Origin of the sequence: Corynebacterium coyleae, assembly GCF_030408635.1 — a bacterium.
Classification (GTDB): Bacteria; Actinomycetota; Actinomycetes; order Mycobacteriales; family Mycobacteriaceae; genus Corynebacterium; species Corynebacterium coyleae.
On record NZ_CP047198.1, the window covers coordinates 1 to 25,663 of the forward strand.

18 protein-coding genes and 2 tRNA genes are annotated in these 25,663 nt (G+C 60.6%); 14 read left to right on the forward strand and 6 right to left on the reverse strand.

Features of this window, described 5'->3' with window-relative positions:
* Positions 1-54: 54 nt before the first annotated feature.
* The 6 genes from dnaA (at position 55) to gyrB (ending at position 8,559) form a co-directional block, all read left to right on the forward strand.
* Positions 55-1,641, forward strand: a complete 1,587-nt coding sequence (gene dnaA, locus CCOY_RS00005; RefSeq protein WP_070613775.1) for a chromosomal replication initiator protein DnaA — start codon at positions 55-57, stop codon at positions 1,639-1,641.
* A 702-nt stretch (positions 1,642-2,343) separates the two neighbouring features.
* On the forward strand, positions 2,344-3,543 hold the full coding sequence (gene dnaN / locus CCOY_RS00010) for a DNA polymerase III subunit beta (protein WP_070839181.1): 1,200 nt from the start codon (positions 2,344-2,346) through the stop codon (positions 3,541-3,543).
* 15 nt (positions 3,544-3,558) lie between these two features.
* Positions 3,559-4,740, forward strand: a complete 1,182-nt coding sequence (recF, locus tag CCOY_RS00015) for a DNA replication/repair protein RecF (RefSeq protein ID WP_070828879.1) — start codon at positions 3,559-3,561, stop codon at positions 4,738-4,740.
* Positions 4,724-5,320: a DciA family protein gene (locus tag CCOY_RS00020; protein ID WP_070613778.1), complete on the forward strand. Its 597-nt coding sequence runs from the start codon at positions 4,724-4,726 to the stop codon at positions 5,318-5,320. Before recF ends, CCOY_RS00020 begins: the two co-directional genes overlap by 17 nt.
* Before the next feature lie 162 nt (positions 5,321-5,482).
* Positions 5,483-6,319: an Abi family protein gene (locus CCOY_RS00025; protein WP_143028437.1), complete on the forward strand. Its 837-nt coding sequence runs from the start codon at positions 5,483-5,485 to the stop codon at positions 6,317-6,319.
* A gap of 122 nt (positions 6,320-6,441) precedes the next feature.
* Positions 6,442-8,559, forward strand: a complete 2,118-nt coding sequence (gene gyrB, locus CCOY_RS00030) for a DNA topoisomerase (ATP-hydrolyzing) subunit B (RefSeq protein ID WP_244268656.1) — start codon at positions 6,442-6,444, stop codon at positions 8,557-8,559.
* 89 nt (positions 8,560-8,648) lie between these two features.
* On the opposite strand, the gene CCOY_RS00035 is transcribed toward gyrB, so the two are convergent.
* A complete protein-coding gene (locus tag CCOY_RS00035) occupies positions 8,649-9,083 on the reverse strand; it encodes a DUF6918 family protein (protein ID WP_070421918.1) in 435 nt (144 codons plus the stop codon).
* 114 nt (positions 9,084-9,197) lie between these two features.
* Here CCOY_RS00035 and CCOY_RS00040 point away from each other — a divergent pair, with 114 nt between their 5' ends.
* Positions 9,198-10,097, forward strand: a complete 900-nt coding sequence (locus CCOY_RS00040; protein ID WP_143028438.1) for a chymotrypsin family serine protease — start codon at positions 9,198-9,200, stop codon at positions 10,095-10,097.
* 131 nt (positions 10,098-10,228) lie between these two features.
* Here the strand turns inward: CCOY_RS00040 and CCOY_RS00045 are convergent, their stop codons facing one another.
* The 4 genes from CCOY_RS00045 to CCOY_RS00060 form a co-directional block, all read right to left on the reverse strand.
* Complete coding sequence (locus tag CCOY_RS00045; protein ID WP_141761000.1) at positions 10,229-10,666, reverse strand: hypothetical protein; 438 nt, start codon at positions 10,664-10,666, stop codon at positions 10,229-10,231.
* 27 nt (positions 10,667-10,693) lie between these two features.
* Positions 10,694-12,535 (reverse strand): Rib/alpha-like domain-containing protein, encoded by a 1,842-nt coding sequence (locus CCOY_RS00050; protein ID WP_092101052.1) that lies wholly within the window; start codon positions 12,533-12,535, stop codon positions 10,694-10,696.
* A 79-nt stretch (positions 12,536-12,614) separates the two neighbouring features.
* Positions 12,615-12,869, reverse strand: coding sequence for a TetR family transcriptional regulator (locus CCOY_RS00055; protein ID WP_425284107.1), 255 nt, complete (start codon positions 12,867-12,869; stop codon positions 12,615-12,617).
* A 29-nt stretch (positions 12,870-12,898) separates the two neighbouring features.
* On the reverse strand, positions 12,899-13,111 hold the full coding sequence (locus tag CCOY_RS00060; protein ID WP_070421923.1) for a CopG family transcriptional regulator: 213 nt from the start codon (positions 13,109-13,111) through the stop codon (positions 12,899-12,901).
* A 70-nt stretch (positions 13,112-13,181) separates the two neighbouring features.
* Between CCOY_RS00060 and gyrA the strand changes: the two genes are divergently transcribed.
* Together gyrA and CCOY_RS00070 are read left to right on the forward strand one after the other, a co-directional pair.
* Positions 13,182-15,698, forward strand: a complete 2,517-nt coding sequence (gene gyrA, locus CCOY_RS00065) for a DNA gyrase subunit A (protein ID WP_092101057.1) — start codon at positions 13,182-13,184, stop codon at positions 15,696-15,698.
* 3 nt (positions 15,699-15,701) lie between these two features.
* Positions 15,702-16,046 carry a DUF3566 domain-containing protein gene (locus tag CCOY_RS00070; RefSeq protein ID WP_070421925.1) on the forward strand — a complete coding sequence of 115 codons (345 nt, stop codon included), beginning with the start codon at positions 15,702-15,704 and terminating at the stop codon, positions 16,044-16,046.
* Between the two features lie 82 nt (positions 16,047-16,128).
* Here CCOY_RS00070 and CCOY_RS00075 read toward each other — a convergent pair whose 3' ends face one another.
* Positions 16,129-17,373, reverse strand: coding sequence for a hypothetical protein (locus CCOY_RS00075; RefSeq protein WP_092101059.1), 1,245 nt, complete (start codon positions 17,371-17,373; stop codon positions 16,129-16,131).
* Between the two features lie 725 nt (positions 17,374-18,098).
* Between CCOY_RS00075 and CCOY_RS00080 the strand changes: the two genes are divergently transcribed.
* The 5 genes from CCOY_RS00080 to CCOY_RS00100 all read left to right on the forward strand — a co-directional run bounded on the left by CCOY_RS00080 (position 18,099) and on the right by CCOY_RS00100 (position 25,400).
* Positions 18,099-18,172, forward strand: a tRNA-Ile gene (locus tag CCOY_RS00080).
* Between the two features lie 16 nt (positions 18,173-18,188).
* Positions 18,189-18,261 (forward strand) — tRNA-Ala (locus tag CCOY_RS00085).
* Between the two features lie 124 nt (positions 18,262-18,385).
* Positions 18,386-19,222 carry a phytoene/squalene synthase family protein gene (locus CCOY_RS00090; RefSeq protein ID WP_167594481.1) on the forward strand — a complete coding sequence of 279 codons (837 nt, stop codon included), beginning with the start codon at positions 18,386-18,388 and terminating at the stop codon, positions 19,220-19,222.
* Positions 19,219-20,751: a phytoene desaturase family protein gene (gene crtI / locus CCOY_RS00095; RefSeq protein WP_092101063.1), complete on the forward strand. Its 1,533-nt coding sequence runs from the start codon at positions 19,219-19,221 to the stop codon at positions 20,749-20,751. The genes CCOY_RS00090 and crtI overlap by 4 nt, the downstream gene beginning before the upstream one ends.
* A gap of 266 nt (positions 20,752-21,017) precedes the next feature.
* Complete coding sequence (locus CCOY_RS00100; protein ID WP_143028439.1) at positions 21,018-25,400, forward strand: hypothetical protein; 4,383 nt, start codon at positions 21,018-21,020, stop codon at positions 25,398-25,400.
* Positions 25,401-25,663: the final 263 nt, after the last annotated feature.

Here is a 25,663-nt window from a genome sequence, read left to right on the forward strand (position 1 = left end):
GTGGATCAAGCGGTGAATTTGGAATTACAGGAAATTGACAGACTGGAGCGGACCTTGGCGGATCAACACCTCGAGGATCTTTGGCGTGGCATCGTCGACGAACTCCTCAGACTCTCCGAACAACCCTCCTCCTCGGTCCCCACACTCACCCCGCAGCAGCGCGCCTACCTGCGGCTCATGAAGCCAGTCGTGCTTGTCGACGGCTACGCCCTCCTCTCCGCACCACACCAAGCCGCCAAAAACGTGGTCGAAGACTCCCTTTCCCCGCACATCACCGCGCTGCTGACCTCCCACACCGGACTGCCCTACAACCTGGCCGTTTCCGTCGCCGCACCCGAGCCCGAGCCTGAACCACAGCCCGAACCCGAACCGGTGCAGCCACCCACGCCGCCGGTCCAGCAGCACTCCTGGGGCCAATCCCAAACCGTGGCGGGGGAGTACGAAGCAGAACAACCCGCCGCCGGCGAACAAATCCCAATGGGCCTCGACGAGCTGGCGCGGATGCATGCCGCTCAGGTTGAGGGGCGTCGTCGAGAAGCAGCTGCTCACCCCACCGTCGACCGCCGCATCCCGCGCGAAAAGCCAGCTCACGACCCCGACCGCGAAGCCAGCCTCAACCCGAAATACACCTTCGAAAACTTCGTCATCGGCTCCTCAAACCGCTTCGCCAACGGCGCCGCCGTCGCCGTCGCCGAAAACCCCGCCAAGGCCTACAACCCCCTGTTCATCTGGGGCGGCTCCGGCCTCGGCAAAACCCACCTGCTGCACGCCGCCGGCAACTACGCCCGCGTCCTGCAGCCAGGCCTGCGTATTAAATATGTCTCGTCCGAGGAATTCACCAACGACTACATCAACTCCGTGCGCGACGACCGCCAAGAATCCTTCAAACGGCGCTACCGCAACCTCGACATTCTGATGGTCGACGACATCCAATTCCTCGAAGGCAAAGAAGGTACCCAGGAAGAGTTCTTCCACACCTTCAACGCCCTCCACCAGGCAAACAAGCAGATCATCCTGTCGTCCGACCGCCCGCCGAAGCAACTGACCACGCTGGAAGATCGCCTGCGGACCCGCTTCGAAGGCGGCCTGATCACCGACGTTCAGCCACCAGACCTAGAAACCCGCATCGCCATTCTGATGAAGAAGGCTGCCGCCGACGGCACCCAAGTCGACCACGCCGTGCTCGAACTCATCGCGTCGCAGTTCGAGTCGTCGATCCGCGAACTCGAAGGCGCGTTAATCCGCGTCTCCGCCTACTCTTCGCTGATCAACGAGCCAATCACCATGGAAGTTGCGCAGGTAGCACTGCGCGACATTCTTCCCGACGAAGGCGACGTGAACATCAACGCCGCCACCATCAAAGAAGCCGCCGCGGAATACTTCGAAGTCACCATGGAGCAGCTCGTCGGCGCAGGTAAAACCCGTCAGGTAGCGCACGCCCGCCAGATCGCCATGTACCTCTGCCGCGAACTCACCGACCTGTCACTGCCCAAGATCGGCGACGAGTTCGGCGGCAAAGACCACACCACCGTCATGTACGCCGACCGCAAGATCCGCAAGGAAATGACAGAAAACCGTGGCACCTACGACGAGATCCAGGAGCTCACGCAACTGGTGAAGAACCGGGCCCGCGCGCGGTAGGCGGTTGAGTTAATAGGGGAGTCCACTCCGGTGGGCTCCCTTTTTTGTGGTTTCGGGGCCTGCTCCCGCTCCAGGCCCTGTTCACCAAAATAGTTCCCCGCCTGGGAACTATTTGCGTCCGGAACCCCAAGAAAATTCACTTTCCCCAGGGCTGAACTGATAGCACCAAGAGAAAGTTCCACTACCCAGCCAGAACCCGGGAACTTTTTTGAAATCGAACCCCCAAACCCCACCCAACCTAGATCTATCCACAGACCTATCCACACCTGTGTAATTACACCGTTGTAATTAGGCGATCTTGGTCACAAAACGCCTTTGACCGGCTGGGGAGCGAGATGTGTACAAACGGTGGATAGCTCGGGACAGATTGTGTAATTCCAAAAAGCGCAGAAATCTATCCACAGGCAAGGGCAGTTATCCACAAGTTATCCACACCCTGAATCACAAGACGGATCGCCGAGATGACCGGCCAAGATAACGTGTAATCCACAGATTCCCCAGGACTTACTGTTGTTCCCATCTATTTACTTGTAATTCTTCTAAGAGAAAGAGAGGGTGTGCAGAACTCGCCGGGGCTTCGTCGAGAAGCAAAGAGCGAATGACAAAACTGGCACCCGTAAATGGCGTGTGTCGGGGTGCCCGCCTAGAGTGGTTGCGTAATTACATCCGGCCCCTACCCACGTGCAAGGAGTCTGCGCCGCCATGGTTGACATCAACGGTGACAACAACGTGTCGTTCCGCGTCGAACGGGACGACCTTTCTGACGCCGCGGCGTGGGTTGCGCGCAGTTTGCCGACGAAGAACACGCAGCCGGTGCTTCGCGCGGTGGTGATCACTGCGGATGACAATGGTTTGGAATTCGCGGGCTTCGACTACGAGGTGTCCACCCGTGTGCGTATCGGCGCAGAGGTGTCTAACCCTGGTCGCGTCGCTGTGGCGGGCAAGCTCCTGGCGGACATTGTGGCGAACATGCCGAACAAGCCGGTTGAGGTGACCACGGATGGTCAGAAGCTGGTGCTGCAGGGTGCTGCGGCACGCTTTGAGCTGCCGATTATGTCCTTGGATGATTACCCGCAGTTGCCTCACTTGCCGCAGGTCACGGGTAGCATTTCGCCGGCGTCGCTCACGGGTGCTGTCACTCAGGTCGCGGCGGCGGCAGGTCGTGATGACACGCTGCCGATGCTCACGGGTATCCATGTGGAGATCGACGGCGAGAATGTCACCCTTACCGCCACGGACCGTTTCCGTCTGGCGCAGCGTCACCTGACGTGGGAGCCGGCGAGCGCGAACGTGAAGGCGGATCTGCTGGTTCCGGCGAAGACGCTGCTGGATAACGCTCGTACGCTGGACACGAGTATCGACGAGCCGGTGGAGATCGCTGTCGGTTCCGAGGACAACATTGGCGGCGAGGGCCTGTTTGGCCTGCACACCGGCAACCGCGAAACCACAACTCGCATGTTGGATGCGGAGTTCCCGAATGTGGAGCCGCTGTTGCCGAAGGAGCACACGTCGATCGCGTCGGTTGAGGTTGCGCCGCTGATGGAGTCGATCCGTCGTGTCAGCCTGGTCGCGGACCGCAACGCGCAGCTGCGTCTGCACTTCAAGGAAGGCCAGGTCACGCTGTTTTCCTCCGGCGCGGATTCGGGTGCGGCTGAGGAGACCATCGACGCTGCTTTCACCGGTGCCGACGAACTGCTCATCGCCTTCAACGCCGGCTACCTGCGCGAGGGCCTGTCGGTGATTGGCACGAACCGCGTGGTGTTCGGCTTCACGGAGCCGTCGCGTCCGGCGATCATGATCCCGGAGCCGGAGGAGCTGCCGGAGGCGGACGAGAACGGCACGTTCCCCACCCCGGATACGTACTTCACGTACCTGCTGATGCCGGTTCGCCTGCCGGGTTAGTCGCGGGCGGCCTGTATGCACGTCCGCGAGCTTGATCTGCGTGATTTCCGCTCGTGGCCCGAGTTGAATCTCAAGCTCGAGCCGGGGGTGACGGTGATCGCCGGGCGCAACGGCCATGGCAAGACCAACATTGTGGAGGCCGTGCACTACACATCCACGTTGTCGAGCCATCGCGTATCTACGGACGCACCCCTCGTAGCCACCAACAGACCGAACGCGCGCGTCTCGGTCACCACGGTCAACGACGGCCGCGAACTCACAACCCATCTGCTGATCAAGCCGCATGGGGCGAACCAGGCGCAGATCAACCGCACGAAGTTGAAGTCCGCCCGGGAGATCCTGGGCGTGTTGAGCACGGTGATGTTTTCGCCGGAGGACCTGCGGCTGATCAATGGTGAGCCGGCGGAGCGGCGTCGCTTCCTGGACGACCTGGCGGCGCTGCGCACGCCGCGTCTTGGCGGGGCCCGCGCGGATTATGAGCGGGTGCTGCGCCAACGAAACGCACTGCTCAAGCACTCAAACATGGCGCTTCGCAGGGGCTATGGTGACGACGACGGCGCCAGCGCCTTGAGCACCCTCGACGTGTGGGACGGCCAGCTTGCACATTTTGGGGCGCAGGTGGTGGCGGGGCGGCATGGGCTCGTCGATACGCTTGGGCCCCTGATCGCGGAGGCGTACCACTCGGTGGCGCCGGAATCGCGGCCGGCGTCGGTGGAATACCGCTCTACGCTGGACAAAGCTGTCACGGAGCTCGCCGGCGGGCCCTCGCGGGACCCTGCGGTGTTTGAGGCGGCGATGCTCACGGAGTTGGGGCGGCGCCGCAAGGAGGAGATCGACCGGGGCATCACGCTGGTCGGCCCGCACCGCGACGACCTGGCGCTCATGCTCGGCGACAACCCTGCGAAAGGTTACGCCTCGCACGGGGAGACCTGGTCGTATGCGTTGTCACTGCACCTGGCCGAATACCAATTGTTGTCCAGCGACGGCAAGGATCCGGTGCTGATTCTCGACGACGTCTTCGCCGAACTCGACGCCAAACGCCGCGAGCGCCTCGTTCACGTGGCCGAAGAGGCCGAGCAGGTCCTGATTACCGCTGCGGTTGGCGACGATCTGCCCGGCAACCTCGACGACGCCGTCACCGCCCGCTACGCCGTGACCATGGAGGATGGGGTGAGTTCGATTGAGCGATCTCATTAAAACCACCTTCGACAACCTGCGCGCCACCGCCCGCAAACGCGGCGGCCGCCTGCCGGACCTCTCCCGGCAGGGCACAAGTGTGATTCCAAGGCGCAACAAGCCAACGCTTATCGACGACCACCGCACCATCACGGTGCCGGGGTTGGACTTGCCGGAAGGGGGTCGTCGACAAGCAGATGTTCGGGGGATTCCCACCGGCCTGGACGGACGCGCGCTGCCGAGGAGTTACAAAGTCTCCTCTTTTGCCAACCTGCTGGGCAAAGAAGTGCGCAAACGCGACTGGACCGAAAAGATGGCGCATGGCTGGGTGATGGGGCACTGGGAGGACCTGGTCGGGGAGAAGATCGCACAGCACACGCACGTGGAGATGATCAAGGGCGACGAAGTGCACGTGAGTTGTGATTCCACCGCGTGGGCGACCCAGATGAAGTACATGCAGCGCGAAGTGCTGCGCGCCATCGCCGAGAAAGTCGGGCCGGACGTGGTGACCAAACTGCACATCTACGGACCGAAGACGAAAAGTTGGCGCTACGGGCCGCTGCACGTCAAAGGCCGCGGCCCGCGGGATACCTACGGGTAGGGGTTACTGATTTGAATGTCAATACCCTCACGCAGTTAGAGCTTGCGTTGGGGAAAAGTGTCGCTTATTGTTTTCCATGTAAGCCCCGCAGATTGAGCCAGTAACGGCGAAGGTTCTGAGTTTTCAGGACGCTCGGGGCATTTGAAATTTCTGGGGGTGGAAATGAATTTCAGCGATCTGAATATGAATCTCATCGCTTCTTCGCCGAGAATGTCAACGTTTCGGGATTATGTTTTAACGCCAGGAAAGAATGGACAGGAAGCGCCAGTTGATCGCTTACCAAGGGCGGAACAACACCTCGAACTTTCTGAAAGAATTAACCGGGCTGCAAGTCGACTGTATTTCTGGGACTCACAAATCGCGGGGTCTTTTTGGCCCGCAGTGGCGCTGGTGGAGGTTCTCGTCCGCAACGCTATGAACGACGAACTGTGCGACTACTTCGATATAGACCACGAAGACGGTTGGCATACGTTAGTGATGAATGGAGAAGACTCCATATCGTCTTCCGAAGAAGGGAATCAGCTCAAGAGCAAGTACATCCTTCTGACGCGAAAAGACTACCGTGCATTTGAACAGAAACTGAGTGAGATTAAACGGAAGCGTCCCAGTTCTGCTATTTCGGGGGACTATTTTGTAGGAAAAGTTTCTCTAGGAATGTGGCTTAGCTTGTTGAATAACGGAGACTCGGGTCCAGGGCGCGGCTATCTCAACTACGAACAGACGCTATGGGAGCCGTGTTTGGTTGAGGCTTTTCCGAACTATCAAGGCAAGCGTTCCCAGCTGAGGAACGAATTAAACCAGTTTGCCAAGTTACGGAACCGGATCGCTCATCATGAACATCTTCTCGGACGGCACAACTTTAATAGTGATGCGGATAACCTCGTTAGTATCGCGAGCTATATCGACAAGGACGTTGCGGAGGTTATCCGACAAAACAACCGCTTTCGTTCTGTGATCGCCCAGCAACAAGATTTCCTTGACGGATTGACTGTCCTTTAAAACCCGAAAACGTGAAATTGGGGCGTGAAACGCCCGCTCGCGGGTTGGACGAGTGCCCGTTATGTCCCCCTCGGCGTGTAAGATGAAACGAGTTCAACGGGCTTAGGGCCCATATTTCACGCATGGAGGAGCGTCCCGCAGTGGCTGAACAGCAACCCCATTACGACGCGTCGTCGATTACTATTCTCGAGGGCCTTGAGGCGGTGCGTAAGCGCCCAGGCATGTACATCGGTTCCACCGGTGTGCGCGGTCTGCACCACTTGGTGTGGGAGGTCGTGGACAACTCTGTCGACGAGGCGATGGCGGGCTACGCCGACCAGGTCGATGTGACGTTGTTGGCAGATGGCGGCGTTGAGGTCGTCGATAATGGTCGTGGTATTCCGGTGGAGATGCACCCGTCCGGCGCCCCGACTGTCCAGGTGGTTATGACCCAGCTGCACGCCGGCGGCAAGTTCGACTCGGAGTCCTACGCGGTTTCCGGTGGCCTGCACGGTGTGGGTATTTCCGTGGTGAACGCGCTGTCCACTCGCGTTGAGGCGGATATTAAGCGTGACGGTAGGCACTGGTACCAGCGCTTCAACATGGCCGTGCCGGATGAGTTGGAAGAGGGCGGTAATGCCCGCGGTACTGGTACGGCGATTCGTTTTTGGCCGGACCCGGAGATTTTTGAGACGGTCGAGTTCAATTACGACACCATTGCGCGCCGTCTGCAGGAGATGGCGTTCCTGAACAAGGGTCTGACGATTACGCTGACGGACCAGCGCGTCACCGATGAGGAGCTCGAGCTCGAGGCGATTGCGGAAGAGGGCGACACTGCGGCGCTTATCGGCGGCGACTCGTTCGACGACAACACCGAAACCGTCGACGCGTCCGAGGTGGATAAGGACGGCGACGGCAACCCGGTTGAGGCTGGCGATGAGGTTGCGCCGGACGTCAAGAAGAAGCGCGAGAAGAAGGTTGTCTACCACTACCCAGACGGCCTGATTGACTACGTCAACTACCTGAACAAGTCGAAGACCGCCATCCACCCGACCATCGTCGGTTTCGACCAGAAGGGTGACGGCCTCGAGGCTGAGGTGGCGATGCAGTGGAACAGCTCCTTTAAGGAGTCTGTCCACACCTTTGCCAACACCATCAACACGCATGAGGGCGGTACGCACGAGGAAGGTTTCCGTGCCGCGCTGACCACGTTGATGAACCGCTACGCCCGCGAGCACAAGCTGCTCAAGGACAAGGAGCCGAATCTTACTGGCGACGACTGCCGTGAGGGCCTCGCCGCTGTCGTCTCCGTACGCGTGGCTGACCCGCAGTTCGAGGGCCAGACGAAGACGAAGCTGGGCAACACTGAAGTCAAGGGCTTTGTCCAGCGCGCCATCAACGAGAACCTGTCCGATTGGTTCGACGCGAACCCGGCTGAGGCGAAGGTCATCGTGAACAAGGCGGTGGCGTCCTCGCAGGCTCGTCAGGCGGCGCGTAAGGCGCGTGACCTGGTTCGTCGTAAGTCTGCGACGGACCTGGGTGGCCTGCCGGGCAAGCTGGCGGACTGCCGTTCGAAGGACCCTGCAAAGTCCGAACTGTTCATCGTAGAGGGTGACTCCGCAGGCGGTTCCGCAAAGGGCGGCCGCGACTCCAAGTACCAGGCGATCCTGCCGCTGCGAGGCAAGATCCTGAACGTGGAGAAGGCCCGCATGGACCGCGTGCTCAAGAACGCCGAGGTCCAGGCCATCATCACCGCCCTGGGCACGGGTATCCACGAAGAGTTCGACATTGCGAAACTGCGCTACCACAAGATCGTGCTCATGGCCGATGCTGACGTGGACGGCCAGCACATCGCCACCCTGCTGCTGACCTTGCTATTCCGCTTCATGCCGGAACTGGTGGAGAACGGCCACGTGTACCTGGCTAACCCGCCGTTGTACAAGCTCAAGTGGGGCAAGGGCGAGCCGGGCTACGCCTTCTCCGACCGCGAGCGCGACGAGCTGCTGGCGGAGGGCCTGGAGGCCGGCCGCAAGATCAACACCGATGACGGCATCCAGCGTTACAAGGGTCTGGGCGAGATGAACGCCAAGGAGCTGTGGGAGACCACCCTGGACCCGGAGACCCGCATCCTGCGCCGCGTGGAGCTCGAGGACGCGCAGCGCGCCGACGAGTTGTTCTCCATCCTGATGGGCGACGACGTCGCGGCACGCCGCAGCTTCATCACCCGCCGCGCGAAGGACGTCCGCTTCCTCGACGTCTAGGCTGTAGGCGCGTACAGCAACGCCCCGGCACTTCCCTTGGTGGAAGTGCCGGGGCGTTGGTGGTTGTGAGGTGCTGCGGGTGCTTTGCGCTACGCGTACTTTTCGACGACACGCCCCAGGTCCGGCAACGCCGGACTCACAATCTTCTTCGCCTTGCCGCGCAGCGTGGAGTAGACCTTCTTCAGCGCGCTGGGCATGGATTCGATGGCGGTATCGCCAGCCTTGAGGACGGAATCGATCACGGAGTCCTCGTTCGCGGCGAGGAACCCACCGAAGTCCTGCTGGCCGCTTGCCTTGAAGGCGTTCCAGTGCGGGTTCAGCGACTCGACGAGGTCCGGCAGGAACTTGTTCAGCCCCTTGCTCACGGCGTCTGCATCAGCCTTCTTACCTGCAGCGATGGCGGACTTGAGGGCCATGCCGGTCAGGCCGGACTGGTTGGCCACGGTGGTTTCCGTCAGTTGGGTCAGGTCCTCGACGAGCTTGGAACGGGTGGAGGCGTCGAGAAGCTTGGATAGATCACTCATAGTGGGCAGTGTACTTGCCGTACGACACGATTCGTGTTTGCAGGAAAACAAGCAGCTGTCAGGGAGCAGGGATATAGTATTCAGTATCTTCGGCACTAATTGACAGGAAACGTTATGCCTGATTTTAAAGACATCGCTTCTCGGCTTCCTGAGATCGCAGGTATTGTCATCGCGATTCTGACGGTTCTCGGACTCATCGGCGGATTGTCATCGGGGGAGTTAAGTTCAGAAAACCCAGGGCAGCAGAACATTACGCAACCGGACAGGGAGAGGCCCAACCCTGCGCCGCAGCCTCGGCCTTCGCAGCAGCCGCAGAAGCCTGCACCGCGTGTAACCGCTGGTATGCGCAACACCGAAGTGTACCGCCAGTCCCAGGGCTTCGAACGGCTTGTCAATCTGGGCAAGGTGGCGCCGGGCGCCAAATATACGGTGTTTGACCAGGCGGGTCGTCCTAAAGGCGAATGCAGTTTTGGGTGGATGCTGCGCCAGCAGAACACTAACCGTGTGTTCAACCTGACCGCCGGTCACTGCGGTGTGACAGGGGACCGTGCGTTTGTGATGCTTCCCAATAACCAGCTCATGTATGCGGGTCGGTTTATCTCTTCGACCGGCATGCCGAATCGGATTGGGGTCGATGCTGATTTCGCAGTCATTTTCCTTGATAACCCCAATGTGCAGATTGACCCGACCGTTCCAGGTGTTGGCCGTGTGCAGGGTGTTGCTGGTTTGCCGGCAATCGATAGGACTGAGCCGAAGCTTTGCCGTCTAGGTTGGCGCAGCGGCTTGTCGTGTGGCTACTACATTGACACCCCGAGTCCGCTGGTGTTCCGGTTCCGGAACATTTCGGACCACGGCGATTCCGGCGGCCCAGTGTGGGTTGAGGGGCCGAATGGCCGCTACGCCGCAGGTGTCCTGTCCTTCGGACCGAAGGTGAATGCTACCCAAATCGGTGCTGCCGCAATCGGCCCTGTGCTTGAGTACCTGAGTCAGTACAACTTCTATTACTGGGGCTAGAACCGGAGGTAAACGACAAGACCGCGTCCAGGACTGGACGCGGTCTATTTGGTTGCAGTTCTTCCTCCGCAGCCCCATAAGTCACTGCAACCACAACAGTTCACAACCGTAACATACGCGGTTGCGGGGCGTTACTTAAACGACGGAGGATTTTTCTGGAATTGGTCAATCGCCTGCGTGACCTGGGACGTGATGAACTGTGCCGGGAAGATTCGGTTGCTCTCGGAGGAGCCCGCGACGTGGGTGAGGTTGAACTGCTTGGCTACGTCGTCGACAGCTTGGCGCACTGGCGGCACGAAATCGACGATGGCCTGGATGGCAACCAGCGTGGTCACCAACGCGATGGTCAACGAGATCGGAGCCGAGCCGGTGTAGGAGCCCTCAAGCGGGCGCTTTTCTGGCACGTCGAGGTCCTTGTCGTAGTCCGGACGGTAGTTCGGCTTGGAGGAACCACCGGAGCTCGTGGTGGAGAGCTGCGTGACGGCGGGTTCGGCGTGAGCTGGTGCGACCGTGGTGACGACGGCAGCGGCCACGGCAATCGCAGTGGCGGCGGTGGCGATTTTCTTCATGGCAGACATGTTAAGCGCTCGGGACCGTTAGAAGGGCAATGAACCCATCTGTGTCACTGCGAACCCTGCGGCTCCGAGCAGGGCCAGGACGCCGAGCACAATGGCGATGATGCCGCCGGTGCTGGACCCCTCCTTGTCCGTACCGCCAGGAGTCGGTGCAGGCGCAGGAGCGGGTGCCGGATTGGCGGTGGACGGCGTCCCCGGCTTCGGCGCAGGCGCAGGAGCGGGCGAACCAGGACCAGGCGCATCAGAAGGCTGCGTTGCGGTCGTGGTGTTGCTGCGGATGGCGATTGGCAGGCGGGCCGTGTTTTGCGAGCCGTCCTTGTAGGTCACCACCACATTCGCCGCAATTTGCGCAACGTCCGCGTTTTTACCTGCTGTGATGGTGATGGCACCCGTGGAGGTGTCGGCCGTAAACGTGAGGTCACGGATGACCAAGTTAGTGATGCTCACTACGGCGCCGTCCGGCCAGTTGTTTGGCTTCACGGTCACGCTTTCCCCGGGAAGGAGTCTTGCGGTGGGGTAGCGCACGGTGGTCACGGATGCCTGTTCCACCTCGGGTTTGGTGAAGGTGAAGTTGGTCTCAAGGTACGTGCGCGACCCGTCGGGGAAGCGAGCGGTTACCGGCATGGTCACGGTGGTGCCGGCCCTGGTGCGCTGCGGCGGGGTCAGGTTGATTTCGCCGGTGTGGCGGTCGATCTTCACCTGCCAGCCGGCCGGGGGCGTTTGGTTGATCTCAAACGTGGTGCCTTCGGGGAAGTCGCCGACCGGTTTGGCTGTGGCGATTTCCGTGGTGGTGGCGCTCGCGGCGGGGTATTTCACGGTGAAGGTTTCGGAGTTCCACTTGCCGTCCTCGGTGACGGTGAAGGTTGCCCATCCGATGCCGACGAGGTTGTCCGGGGTGGTGACCTCGACTGGGATTTGGAAGGTCCAAGGTGCTGTCAGTGGGCGCTTTGGCTTGACGACGACAACCCCGCTGGCCTCGTCAACATCGACATCAATAAAGCGGAAGATGCTCGGGTTGAGATCGGGTCGTGCCTTGAAGGTGGTGCCTTCGGGCAGGGCGTCCGCCAACGCGGTGGAGGCTTGCTCGCTGCCGCTCATTGTCTTGTCGTGCCACTTCGGGGTGAAGGCGTTGTCGTAGATGTTGTTGAAGAAGTCCTCGATAGACGCACCGCTGCCAAGGGACTCGCTTGACTTCTTGGAGTAGGCGTAGATATCTGCACGCACGTTGCGGAACGAGCCGTCGGGGTACATCACCTTCACGCTGGCTGCGCTCTTGGAGCCTGGTTTGACCGGATCGAGCTGCGTGACAGACAGATCGCCGTTGGCGGCTGCGGTGACCTTGAAATGGTCGGGAGCGGTGACTTCGAATCGGGTGCCTTCGGGGAAGTCACCCTGCAGTTGCGCTACGGAGAGCACCGAATCGGAGCTGTCTTCGACGGTGAACGCTGGGTAGTACGACAGGGGATACTTCTTTGCCATCTCGCCGATGGTGTCGACGACGTGGATCATGATGGGGAAACTGCGTGCGCGCACGCCGTCGCTGCCGGTGATCATGAACTGGGTGCGCTGGTTCGGGATCACGTCTTCGGCGACGTGCATGGTGACCACGCCGGTGCGTGGGTTGGTGCTGAACCGGTAGCCCAGGTAGTCGTCGGAACCCTCGAAGCGCACGTTGCTGGGGATGGAGCCCTGCGGGGCGATCTCCACGGTACCGCCGGGCGTAACCTGCTTGACCGGCCACGTGAGTCCGGACAGGAAGGCTTGAGAGGTGGCGGCGGTTGCGGGGGAGTGGGGCAGGGCAACACCGCCGCCCAACAACGCGGCGGTGGTGGCGACCGCAATGGCGGTGCGACTGAACTTCATGGCTGCCTCCAATAAGTTATAAGAACTTTTCGACTATACCCCTAGACACCTGTAATGCGAGTTTTTGGATTTATCCCGTTTATCCCGCCCAGCGCCGATACACCTCTGCGGCGACCACGGCGAATCCCTCGTTGCCAGACGACAGCGGTGCGAGCACAGTAATAGAAGAGGACAAGGCCTCGGCTGCGGCGTCCACCGAGTCGAAGACCGGCACGCCGTGGAACCGGGAGCCTGGCACGGCAGCACATGCTGCCAGGAACCCGAAGGACGTGATGTGGCATCCGTGGAAGTCGCAGTACTCGTCGGCGATGGCCAGCAACTGCTCTGCACTCAAGCCTCTGCTGAACCCCCGGCTCAAGCCCATCACGAGCGGGCCTGCCGGATGCGTGATTCCATGGCGGTGTAGCCGGGGATGAGGGAGCGTGCGAGGTCGGTGACGGTGGCGTCGTCAAGCAAACGCGTTGCGGAGGAGACCACCGCACGGCGCGCGGCTTCCTGCTTGGAGCAACCCCATGCGGATGCGAGTAAAACGAGCGCTTTGTCTTCGTCTGCGGTCAACCGGAGCGTCATAGCCATACCACTTTGATACCACGGCGATCCATGGTCGTGGCGGAAAAAGCCACAGAAGCCCGCTAGACTCAATCACATGGCTGATGACACCACTGGCGGCTTGGACCGCATTCAACCAATCGACATCAACGAGGAGATGCAGACCAGCTACATCGATTACGCCATGAGCGTGATCGTCGGTCGTGCACTCCCAGATGTGCGCGACGGCATGAAGCCGGTCCACCGCCGCATCATCTACGCAATGTATGACAACGGCTACCGCCCCGAGCGCTCCTACGTGAAGAGTGCAAAGCCGGTGGCAGACACCATGGGTAACTTCCACCCGCACGGTGACAGCGCTATCTACGACACCCTCGTGCGTATGGCGCAGCCGTGGGCGATGCGCTACCCGCTGGTGGATGGCCAGGGTAACTTCGGCTCGCCGGGCAACGATGGCCCGGCCGCCATGCGTTACACGGAGTGCAAGATGACTCCGCTGGCCATGGAGATGGTGCGCGACATCCGCGAAAACGCCGTCGACTTCAACCCGAACTACGACGGCAAAACCCAAGAGCCAGCCGTGCTGCCGTCCCGTGTGCCGAACCTTCTGATGAACGGCTCCAACGGCATCGCCGTGGGTATGGCCACCAACATCCCGCCGCACAACCTGAATGAGCTGGCGGCCGCGATCCAGTGGATCCTGGACAACCACGACGCGGACGAGCAGACCACGCTCGACGCCGTCATGGAGCGCGTGAAGGGCCCGGACTTCCCAACCGCCGGCCTCATCGTGGGTGATCAGGGTATTAAGGACGCCTACACCACCGGCCGCGGCTCCATCCGCATGCGCGGCGTGACGGAGATCGAGGAGATTGGCAACCGCCAGGTCATCACGATCACCGAGCTGCCGTACCAGGTCAACCCGGATAACTTCATCCACAACATCGCCGAGCAGGTCACCAACGGCAAGATGGTGGGCATCTCCAAGATCGAGGACGAGTCCTCCGACCGTGTGGGCATGCGCATCGTGGTCACCCTCAAGCGCGACGCTGTGCCGCGCGTGGTGCTAAACAACCTGTACAAGCACTCCCAGCTGGAGACGAACTTCTCCGCCAACATGCTGTCCATCGTCGACGGTGTGCCGCGCACCCTGCGCCTGGATCAGATGCTGCGTTACTACGTCAAGCACCAGATCGAAGTCATCGTCCGCCGCACCCAGTACCGCCTGGACGAGGCCGAGAAGCGCGCCCACATCCTGCGTGGTCTGGTCAAGGCGCTGGATGCGTTGGATGAGGTCATTGCCCTGATCCGCAACTCGCCGACTGTCGACGACGCCCGCCAGGGCCTGATGAAGCTTCTCGATGTCGACGAGATCCAGGCCAACGAAATCCTAGCCATGCAGCTGCGCCGCCTGGCAGCGCTGGAGCGCCAGAAGATTGTCGACGACCTTGCCGCCATCGAGGAACAAATCGCCGACTACAAGGACATCTTGGCCAAGCCGGAGCGTCAGCGTCAGATTGTTGGCGAGGAGCTGGGTGAGATCGTCGACAAGTATGGCGACGAGCGCCGCACCCAGATCGTTGCCGCAACCGGCGACGTCACCGAAGAGGATCTCATCGCCCGCGAAAACGTCGTGGTCACGATCACCTCCACGGGCTACGCCAAGCGCACCAAGGTGGATGCCTACAAGTCCCAGAAGCGCGGCGGCAAGGGCGTGCGCGGCGCCGAGCTGAAGCAGGACGACGTGGTGAAGAACTTCTTCATCTGCTCCACCCACGACTGGATCCTGTTCTTCACCAACTTCGGCCGCGTCTACCGCCTCAAGGCCTACGAACTGCCGGAAGCAGGCCGCACGGCCCGCGGCCAGCACGTGGCTAACTTGCTGGAGTTCCAGCCGGAAGAGAAGATCGCCCAGGTCATCCAGATCCAGTCCTACGAGGACGCTCCGTACCTGGTCCTGGCCACCCGCGATGGTCGTGTGAAGAAGTCGCGCCTGACCGACTACGAATCCGCACGTTCCTCCGGCCTGATCGCCCTGAACCTCAACGAAGGCGACGCCCTCATCGGCGCGTCCCTCGTTGGTGAGGACGACGACATCCTGCTCGTCTCCGAACAGGGCCAGGCGATCCGCTTCTCCGCCGACGACGAGCAGCTGCGCCCGATGGGCCGCGCAACCGCCGGCGTGAAGGGCATGCGCTTCCGTGGCGACGACCAATTGCTCGCCATGACCGTCGTCCAAGACGGCCAGTTCCTGCTCGTGGCCACCTCCGGCGGCTACGGCAAGCGCACCGCCATCGAGGAGTACAACACCCAGGGCCGCGGCGGCATGGGTGTGATGACCTTCAAGTACACCCCGAAGCGCGGCAAGCTCATCGGTGCCCTGGCCGTGACCGAGGAGGACCAGATCTTCGCCATCACCTCCGCGGGTGGCGTGATCCGTACTGAGGTCAACCAGATCCGCCCGTCGTCACGCGCAACCATGGGCGTGCGCCTCGTGGACCTCAACGACGGTGTCGAGCTGCTCGCCATCGACCGCAACGTCGAAGACGAGGGCGAAGAGGAAGCCACTGCCGTGGCAACCGGCCAGAAGACCCTCGACGATGCGAAGGAGTAGCCCATGGCCGCTCGCAAAGTGACAATCCGGAACGTCAGCGCCGGATCCGTCTTTAAGGTTGCGACGCTGCTTGCCTTGTTCGGGTTCATCGCCTGGATGCTCGCCGCAGTGCTGGTGTACCTCGCGCTGGACCGCGCCGGGGTGGTCGAGTCCATCAACTCGCTCATCGGCGGCGTGGGCGGCGACCAGGTCGTGGACATGAAACTCGCCATGATGGCCGCGGCCCTATTCGGCCTGGCCGGCGTGGTGTTCATGTCCATCATGGCGCCACTGACCGCGATCATGTACAACGCCGTCGCGGACCTCGTCGGTGGTGTGCGCTACACCATGTCTAACAGGGCAAAATAGCGCTTATCGACGACACCAAAACGCGCCCCGGGTCGTACCTCCCGGGGCGCGTTAAGTCTTTTCTGTGCTGGCCTGCGCTGGGTTAGAACCCCAGGCCCGGCATCATGTTCATCACCGCGAAGCCGATGCCGATCAGGGCCAGGATTGCCACGATCGGGGCGACGATCGCCGCGACGTTGACGTCCTTCTCAACAACCGGAGCCGGCTTGTCCTTCTGCTCAGCCTGCTGCTCGTGCTCGGCTGGCTTTTCGGCGGGCTTCTCCGGCTGGTTCTCAGCGGGCTTCTCGGCCTCAGGTGCTGGCTGCTCTGCCGGCTTCTCCTCCTCAGGCTGCTCGTTCGGAGCCGGGTCGTTGACCGCCCCTTCCTGCGACGGAGCCGAGGCAACACCGCGGGCACCGATGCGCCAAGCGTTGATGGCCAGTGCTTCCCAGTCCGCCGGAACCTCGCGCACACCGAACGGGGTGTCGAGCAGGTATGGCTTCTCCGAGTAGTTGAAGTAGTCGAACTGGTAGTCGTAGTTCATCACCGACTTGTAGGCCGAGGTATCCAGACGCATGCCCTGGATGTCCTTGACCACCGCGTGCGCACCCTGGTGGCGCAGGCCGAGGGTGTGGCCTAGCTCGTGCAGGATGGTGTTGCGCAGCATCTCTTCCGAGTTCATGAAGCGGTGGTTAGCCACGAAGAACGAGGTGTCGTTGACCAGCGAGGCGCCGGACGACAGGTTGTAGGCGTCGATCTGGTCGCCGATAACACCGATGCGGAAGATGTTCTGGCGCTCACCGAGCATCTCGTCGATGTTGTTCAGCAGCTTCGAACCCTGGCTTTCGTTCTCGAAGTAGTTCTTGACGTACTTCAGGGTCTCACCGCCGCGAGCCTCGTAGCCGGGGATGTTGTTGAAGGTTTCGCCGGCGTCGACGTGGAGGTTGATGCCGTGGTCGTCGAAAAGATCAACCATCTCCTGCAGGGACTCGGCCTTCACGCCGTATTCCCTGGTGTTGGCGTTGGCACAAGCCTCGGAGGGCTCGACGTCGCAGCCGAGGGTCTTGTACTCGGACTCCATCCAGTTGAGCTGGAGGAACAGGTCCGGGCGGCTCGGGTCCGCACCGTAAGCAGGCAGGTTAAGCACGGTGCCGTCCTCGAGGACAACGCCGTTGCGCTCCCAGATGTCGGGGATGCCGTCGCCGTCGGAGTCGATGAGCTCCGCGGAGATCGCTTGATTATCGACGACAACGTCAGCAGGCTCTGCAGCCTTAGCCGGAACAACTCCACCGAAGGCGACGGTGGCGGCGAGGGCTGCTGCGAGACCGGTACGAAGTGCTGCGCGCATTTTCCTGCTCCTTACTTATCTGCGGTGTTTGCGGTAAACACCGCATTTCCTTTGCTGCCCTCGAGTTTATGCACCAAGTATGCGCTGGTAAACCCGCCGAATTTTCGGCCCTTTCGAGGCCGGATTGTTCAACGTTTATTTTGGATTGTTCAACGTTTTCACCCCGTTTATCGTGCGGATTGTTCATCAATCCGAGCTGATTTTAGGGCTGTCGCGTTGGGTTGTTGAACGATCTTTTTCGTTCCGGTTCGGTTCGTTCAACAATCCAGAGAAGCAGCATACTATGCATTGATTTGTATACTGATGGGTATACAACTTGGGATCTGGCCCTCACCAGGAGTTTTGCCTGTCACGCTCGTATAAAAACAGGTTTTGGCGCCGTCTTGGGGCGCTGCTGAGTGGCGAAAAGGCCAGGTTGGGCGGATTGTTCACCAATTTGTGCAGGCCTCCTACCCCCGCAAATTACCCCCGTTCCGCGAGGGTGTCGTTGAGGTGTCGTTGGAGTGCGGTTGTTGTGCCCTGATCGTCTAGCTCCCGTTCCGGCGAACCAGACGATCACGCTGATACTGAAAACCAACGCCAACATCACCTGGGGATATGTGGAGGGTGCAGGCGGGTCGTCTAGTAGCAATGCACAAGCAGCTAGACGATAAGCATAAAAACACGCAACAACCTGGCGATTTGGCGGTTATAGCAGTGCTCTGTAATATTCCTATTCGTTCCCAGGGCCTATAGCTCAGTCGGTTAGAGCGCATCGCTGATAACGATGAGGTCGCAAGTTCGATTCTTGCTAGGCCCACAGCCCGAAAGGGCACGGGGCATTAGCTCAGTTGGTAGAGCACCTGCTTTGCAAGCAGGATGTCAGGAGTTCGATTCTCCTATGCTCCACAAGGAACACAAAGGCCAGGTCCTCCCGGGGATCTGGCCTTTGGCGTTGGTGGTCACCAGGGGCCCAGGCAGCGGTTGCTGCGCGGTAAGCTCCCGGAAAAGTCTGCAAATAGAAAGCGCCTGCGTGAACTCTTACCTTTCCCGTTACGACACGATGGCGGATCGTGCGGCTGCTCAGGTGATTGCGCAGTATTCGACGAGTTTTTCGTTGGCGACGAAGGTGCTGGCGCCGGGGGTGCGGCGCGATATTCGTAATTTCTACGCGGTGGTGCGTATCGCAGATGAGATCGTCGACGGTGCCGCGCAGCAGGCCTACGCAGACCCCGAGACCCTGCTCAACGCCTACGAGGAGCAGGTCCTCCAGGCCCCTAACCAGCGCTTTCACACGGATCCGGTGCTGCACGCGTGGGCGAATACGTATCGGCGTTGTCGCCTCAACGCGGAGCACCTCGAGGCGTTTTTCGCGTCGATGCGCGCGGACCTCAACCCGCACGCTTTTTCCCCGGCGGAGTTGGAGACCTATATATATGGGTCGGCCGAGGTGATTGGCTTGATGTGTTTGGACATTTTCTTCCCAGAGCGCCAGACACCCCATCCCGAGAAACTTCAGCGTGGCGCCCGCGCGCTCGGTGCGGCGTTCCAGCGCATCAACTTCCTGCGCGATTTCGGGGAGGATCAGGGCAGTCTCGGGCGGGCGTACTTTGGGCGCATGCTTGACGACGACACCAAGCACGCCATCACCACCACCATCCACACCGAACTTGATCAGGCCTTGGAGGCGATCCCGTTGCTGCCCCGCGGGGTGCGTGGGGGAGTGGCGGCCGCGGAGGCGCTGTTTCGTGAACTCACCGAGATCGCGGAGCGCACCCCGGCCGCGCAGTTGACGCAGCAGCGCATCAGCGTGCCGCAGCGTCGCAAGATTGCGCTGACGGCGAAGGCGATTGCGAGGGTTGGGCTATGACAACTGCGGTGGTGATCGGCGCGGGTGCTGCCGGTTTGGCTACCTCGGCGCTGCTGGCGCGGGAGGGTTACGAGGTCACGGTGGTCGAGCGCCTCGGCTCGCATGGCGGCCGCGCCGGCAACGAAACCGTCCAAGGTTTCCGCTTCGACACCGGCCCGAGCTGGTACCTCATGCCGGATGCCTTCGACCACTTCTTCGCACTGTTTGGCAAGCGCACCGAGGACGTGCTGGATCTCAAGCCGCTCACGCCCGCCTACCGTCTCTTCCCCGAGCACCATGACCCGATCGATGTGGAGTCGGGCCGCGACAATGCGATCCGGCTTTTCAACAGCATCGAGCCCGGCGCCGGCGCCCAACTGGCCAGTTACCTCGACCGCGCCGCCGAAACTTACGACCTGGCGCTGCGCTACTTCCTCTACACCACCTTTTCCACGCTGAAGCCCTTTGCCAAGATCCGCGGCCAGTACGGCAAGTTGCTGCGTTACCTGATGGAGCCGCTGGATCGCTTCGTCGCAGGCCAGTTCAAGGACACGCGCCTGCGCCAGATGCTGACGTACCCGGCGGTGTTTTTGTCGTCGCATCCCGCGCGCACGCCGTCGATGTACCACCTGATGAGCCACACGGACCTCACCCAGGGCGTGCTGTATCCGCAGGGTGGGTTCGCGGCGGTGATGGATGCGCTCTACGAGCTGGCGCTCGAGCAGGGCGTGAAGTTCCGCTTCAACGCGGACGTCGCTTCCATCACGTACAGCGGTGGGCGCGCCACGGGCATTTCGCTTATCGACGACACCCTCATCCCCGCCGACCTCACAATCTCGTGTGCCGACCTGCACCACACCGAGACCCGGCTGCTGCCGCCGAAGCTGCGCACGTACGACGAGTCGTGGTTCTCTCGCCGCGATCCGGGCCTGGGCACCGTGCTGGTCATGCTGGGCGTGAAGGGTGAGATCCCCGAGTTGGCCCACCATAACCTGTTGTTCAGCGAGGACTGGGACGATGACTTCGCCACCGTCTTCGAGGGCAAACCGGCTGCGCGGCCGTTGGGGGCGTCGCAGTCGATCTACGTGTCCAAGCCGAGCGCGACCGACCCCGGCGTGGCGCCCGAAGGCGACGAGAACCTGTTCGTGCTTGTGCCCGTCGCTGCCGAGGAGACGATCGGCCACGGCAACATGTACCGCGATGAGGCCTCCCCGCAGGTGGACCTGATTGCCAACGCCGCCATTGCACAGATCGAGAAGTGGTGTGGGGTTGAGGGCCTGGGCGAGAGGGTCGTCGTTAAGCAGACGCTCGGTCCTGCAGACTTCCGCGACCGCTACCACGCGTGGTCGGGTGGGGCGATCGGGCCGGCGCACACGCTGAAGCAGTCGGCGTTTTTGCGCGGCGCGAATGCTTCGAAGAAGCTGGGAGCGCTGTACTACGCCGGAGCCACGACCGTTCCTGGGGTGGGCGTGCCGATGTGCTTGATTTCCGCTGAAAATGTGCTGAAGCGCCTGCGCGGCGACAAAAGCCCAGGCCCTCTCAGCGCCTGAAATGGGATTTGTTGAACAATTGCTCGGATTGTGGTGAAAATCACCTTGTAGTTTTCTTCCTGAGTACTGTCTAAACGTCCAGTTCAGAGGGTCAGGTTTCTAAGTTTTTGGTGTTGATCTGGCGTTTTGGCTTTCTGTAGGGGGTTTCGGACTATTCTCCAAGCCGATATTGCGCTTAAATATGTAGTTATCAGTTTGGAGATCCGTGTTCAGGTGATCTCAAGGCTGCTTCGAATATCTCCTCCGACTTGTAAGGAATGAAGCCGTTGAAGAACGCACATCTGAAGAAGCGCGTCCTGACCACCCTGGTTTCCGCCACGGTGGCTTTTGGTGGCGTAACGGTCGTAGCTCCGACCGCTGACGCTGACGAGCGAGTAACTAGCGAATACTCCGCGCTGCCGAGCGACGCTAACAAGGCTGCACTGCAGTACAACAAGGGTGCCAAGCTCAAGGGCCGTATGGACATGCTCCAGACCCAGTACGGTCCGGGCTGGTGCATCGACGCTGCGCTGCCGGGTCCGAGCCTGGATACCCAGTACGAGGTCCGCAAGCTCGACGGTGTTTCCGGTCTTTACGGCTTCAACCTTGTTTCGGGCGGCAGCTTTGATATCCACCCGGACATTGAGAAGGCTTCGATCAGCCTGACCAAGTTGATGCTGGATGATTACTACGCTGGCCGCCACGAAGAGGTCCGTAAGAAGGCCCTGGCCATGCAGGCACTGGTGTCCAACAACCAGGAAGTCCTCGACCAGATCCGTGGTTACATTACTGGCGACATTAAGCCGCGTTGGGCTGCTTATGGTTTCGGCTGGTCCAACAACCCGCCGAAGCTGACCGCCGCAGAGTTTGAGAGCTGGACCGGCTTCAGCATCCGCCGCACCGCCACCGCAACGGTTGGTCAGTCGGATTTCTACCTGGTGAAGAACTCCGCGAAGTTCAACGCGCTGAAGGTGAACCCGGGCGAGTACGTCACCGTCCTCGTTCCGCTGAACTACAACATCTACCAGGATGTTCTCCGCGACCCGACGAAGCAGCGCATCCTCATCATCGCGCAGCCGGGTCTGGACAACTACCAGCCGGACGTGATCCGCGAGACGGTCACCAAGACCGTTTCTCCGCAGGAGACCAAGACCGTGACCTCGACGGTGCAGTCGACCGTCACCGAGACGGAGACTGTGCGTCCGGGTAACGCAACCGTGACCAAGACGGTGGGCGGTACCGCGACGAAGACGCAGTACATCCAGCCGATCGTCGAGAAGACCGTGACTGAGACGCCGGAGGAGCTCACGGTTACCTCCACCCGTCGTCCGGATGTGGTCACCGCAACCGCGAAGACCACGCTGCCGACCAAGGTCGAAACCGAGACGGTGACCGCTCCGCAGAAGACCGTCACCGTTGAGCAGGTTGAGCCGGTGACTGTCACCGAGACCACCACGGCCCGCGCAACTGACACCGTCGAGGGTGCAACCGAGACGGTGACCGTCACCAAGCCGGCCACTACCGTCGTCGAGACCGTGAAGCGGAGCGGTGCCCCGCGCACCGAGACTCAGACGGTGACCGCTGAGCCGTCCACCAAGGTTGTTGAGACCACCGTGGTGAACAAGAACTACAAGACGGTTGAGCGCACCTCCACTGTTGAGCGCTACACCCGCCACTTCACCTACGCCTTCGCTTTCGAGGGCACCGACAAGACGCAGATCATCGACGTTGACAAGCTCGGTGACTGGAAGCTCGAGATTATCGACGACTCCAACGGCCTCGTTGATATCCGCAAGGTTGAGCGCAACGGCAAGTACGTCATCGAGATCGTGCCGAAGCGTGAGGGCAAGGGCACCGTTCGCTTCGTCATTACGGACAGCGAAGGCAACCGCCACGAGTACACGGTCAACATCGTCAACGAGAAGACCGAGAAGGTCACCGTCAACGACGTCACCGTGAACAACCACTTCTTCAACGTGGGTGTCTCCAACATCGACCAGACCATCACCGTCCCGGCTGGCTGGGACTACAAGGTTGACGGCCCGGGCGAGCTGGTGAAGGTTGAGGGTTCCTCCAACCAGTACAAGCTGAAGGTTGTTGATGGCCTGACGCAGGGTCAGATCAAGGTCACCGTCTTTGAGAAGGTCAACGGCAAGCCGACCGGCGCTGAGAACAACTACATCTTCCTGATCAACACCAGCACCGATGAATCCACCTACACCCGCATCATCGGTAACCTGAACTCCTACATCCTCGAGGTCAAGGATGTGGAGCAGAAGCCGGAGATCGTTAAGGGCGCTGACAAGATTGAGAAGATCGAGAAGCGCGGCGACTCCTGGGTTGTCACCCCGAAGAAGGACGCAACCGGCGATGTAGTGATCAAGGCCGTTGACAAGGACGGCAAGACCTACACCTTCAACCTGAAGATCGAGCACGGTACGAACGTTTCCGTGGACAACGTCACCCGCCTGATGGACGAGGGCAACACCGTCACGATCGATTACGGCACTGACACCTCCGATCTGACCAAGGAGATCGTCTCCGAGTCCGGTGAGTGGAAGTGGGACGAGCAGGATCCGTGGAAGGTCACGAACGTCACCAACGGCACCCTGGTCTTCAACGTGTACAAGGAGACCGATAACGGTCGCGTCCTGATTGGTACCTACACCATCGTCGCCAAGGTGAAGAGTGACACCAAGTACCCGACCGCCAAGGTCACCCAGGATGTTCTGGACCGCAACACCGTCACCCTGAACCTCGGTACCCCGGTTAACGAGTTTGAGGTCAAGGAAGGCGAGGATCTCTTCGACAAGGAAGTCGACGAGAACGGCAACTGGAAGGTCCTGCCGAAGGTGGGCACGGACGGCAAGATCGTCATCGTCGAGAAGTTCGGTGATGATGAGCTCGTCGAGTACACCATCAACGTCACCCCGAGCAAGATCGACGAGGTGCGCAAGAACGTCAAGTCCGGCGCAACCGTCGGTATCACGGGCGACAACCTCAAGGTCACCAAGGGCAATGAGCTGCTCGATGGCGGCGACATCAAGAACAACTCCCTGAAGTTCGTCGACGGCGCCAACGGTGAAGTGGTTGTTGAGGTCCTTAACTCCCGCGGTATCGCGTACCAGCGCTACATCTTCGTCGTGACCCCGCAGGGTGCACGTGAGGAGAAGTTCGAGCTCACGCCGAAGTCCGAGTCCTCGATCACCATGAACTCCTCGGAGTTCACCTACGAGGTCGAGGGTGATGTCATTGACGTCAAGCGCGAGGGCGACACTCTGCTGGTCACGCCGAAGGACGGCAAGACCGGCACCGCAACCGTTGTGATCAAGTCTGGCAACACTGTCGTTGAGCGCTACATCTACACGGTTGTTCCGGGCAAGAATGGTGGCAACACTGCGTCTTCCGACGACTACAAACTCAGCGTTGACGGTCGCTTCACCATCACCCGCATCAACAACAACCCGATCGAGATCATCGAGGGTGCAGAGTGGGTCAAGGTCGTCGAGGAAGACGGCAAGTGGATCCTCGTGCCGAAGGGCCCGGAGTCCATCGGCAAGACCGTGAAGGTCATCGAGCGCCGCGGTGATGTTGTGGTCCGCCGCTACAACATCGAGGTCCTCCCGGAGGGCAAGCAGCTGAACTTCGAAGAGTTCCGCACTGTTCTGTACAAGAACATCAAGGACTCCGTTGACTTCGGCGAGAAGCACACCTACAAGGTTGTTCACGGCAAGGACCTGGTCACGGTCACCGAGCCAGAGCCGGGCAAGCTCGCCATCGAGGCACAGCCTGGCAAGCGTGGTCTGGCGCAGATCGAGATCCGCGATCCGGAAGGCAACCTCGTCCGCGTTGTCGACGCTGTCATCCCGGACACCTCGGAAGGCGAGCTTCCGAAGCCGCGTCCGTCGATCAAGCCGAACCCGGGCAAGGACGGCAGCTACATCGTTGACTTCGAGGGTGGCTCGAACAACGTTGAGATCAACATCTGCACCGGCGACGGCAGCTGCACCATCGTCCCGAACGACAAGGTGGTGGACAAGGGCGGTCATCTCGAGGTTGATGCTGGCAAGGTTCCTGGCGGCAAGCTCGTCGTCGTTCCGATTGAGAACGGCGTCCGCAGCGACAAGCAGGAAGACTACGTCGAGATCGACCTTGGCGTTGACCTCCAGGGCAACAAGACCGAGAAGGGCTCCTCTGAGATCGACGGCAAGTGCATTGCCTCCATCATCGGCCTGTCTGCACCGCTGCTGCTGGCTATCCCGCTGGGCATCCTTTCCCAGGTCCGCATCCCGGGCCTGGAGGGTCTGTCCGCTCAGGTGAACGACGCTATCCGTCAGGCAAATGACCAGATCCAGCGCGGTCTGGGCATCCACGACGATGACCGTTCTCGCCGCGCAGCCGGTCTCCAGGGTGCGTTCAACGTTGCCAACCCGGAGATGCTGAGCCTCGCCGCCGGTTCCCTCGGTGCAATCACGCTCGGTCTGTTCCTGATCGACGGTGTGCTGCGTGCCTGCGGCCAGGAGGAGATGACCTCGTCCTACAAGATCGGTGAGGCGACCGGTCAGGATTGGATGATGCACGGTTCCTCCGGCAAGAGCTCCAAGGACAAGGCTGAAAAACCGTCCGAGGAAGCTGGTGCAAAGGACAAGAAGGACGAATCCAAGAAGTAAATCGTTCTGATCCCTGAAAGCCCGAAGCCAAGTCGGCTTCGGGCTTTCGGCGTTGTTTTAGGATTTGTTGAACAATTGCTCGGATTGTGGTGAAAATCACCTTGTAGTTTTCTTCCTGAGTACCGTCTAAACGTCCAGTTCAGAGGGTCAGGTTTCTAAGTTTTTGATGTTGATCTGGCGTTTTGGCTTTCTGTAGGGAGTTTCGGACTATTCTCCAAGCCGATATTGCGCTTAAATATGTAGTTATCAGTTTGGAGATCCGT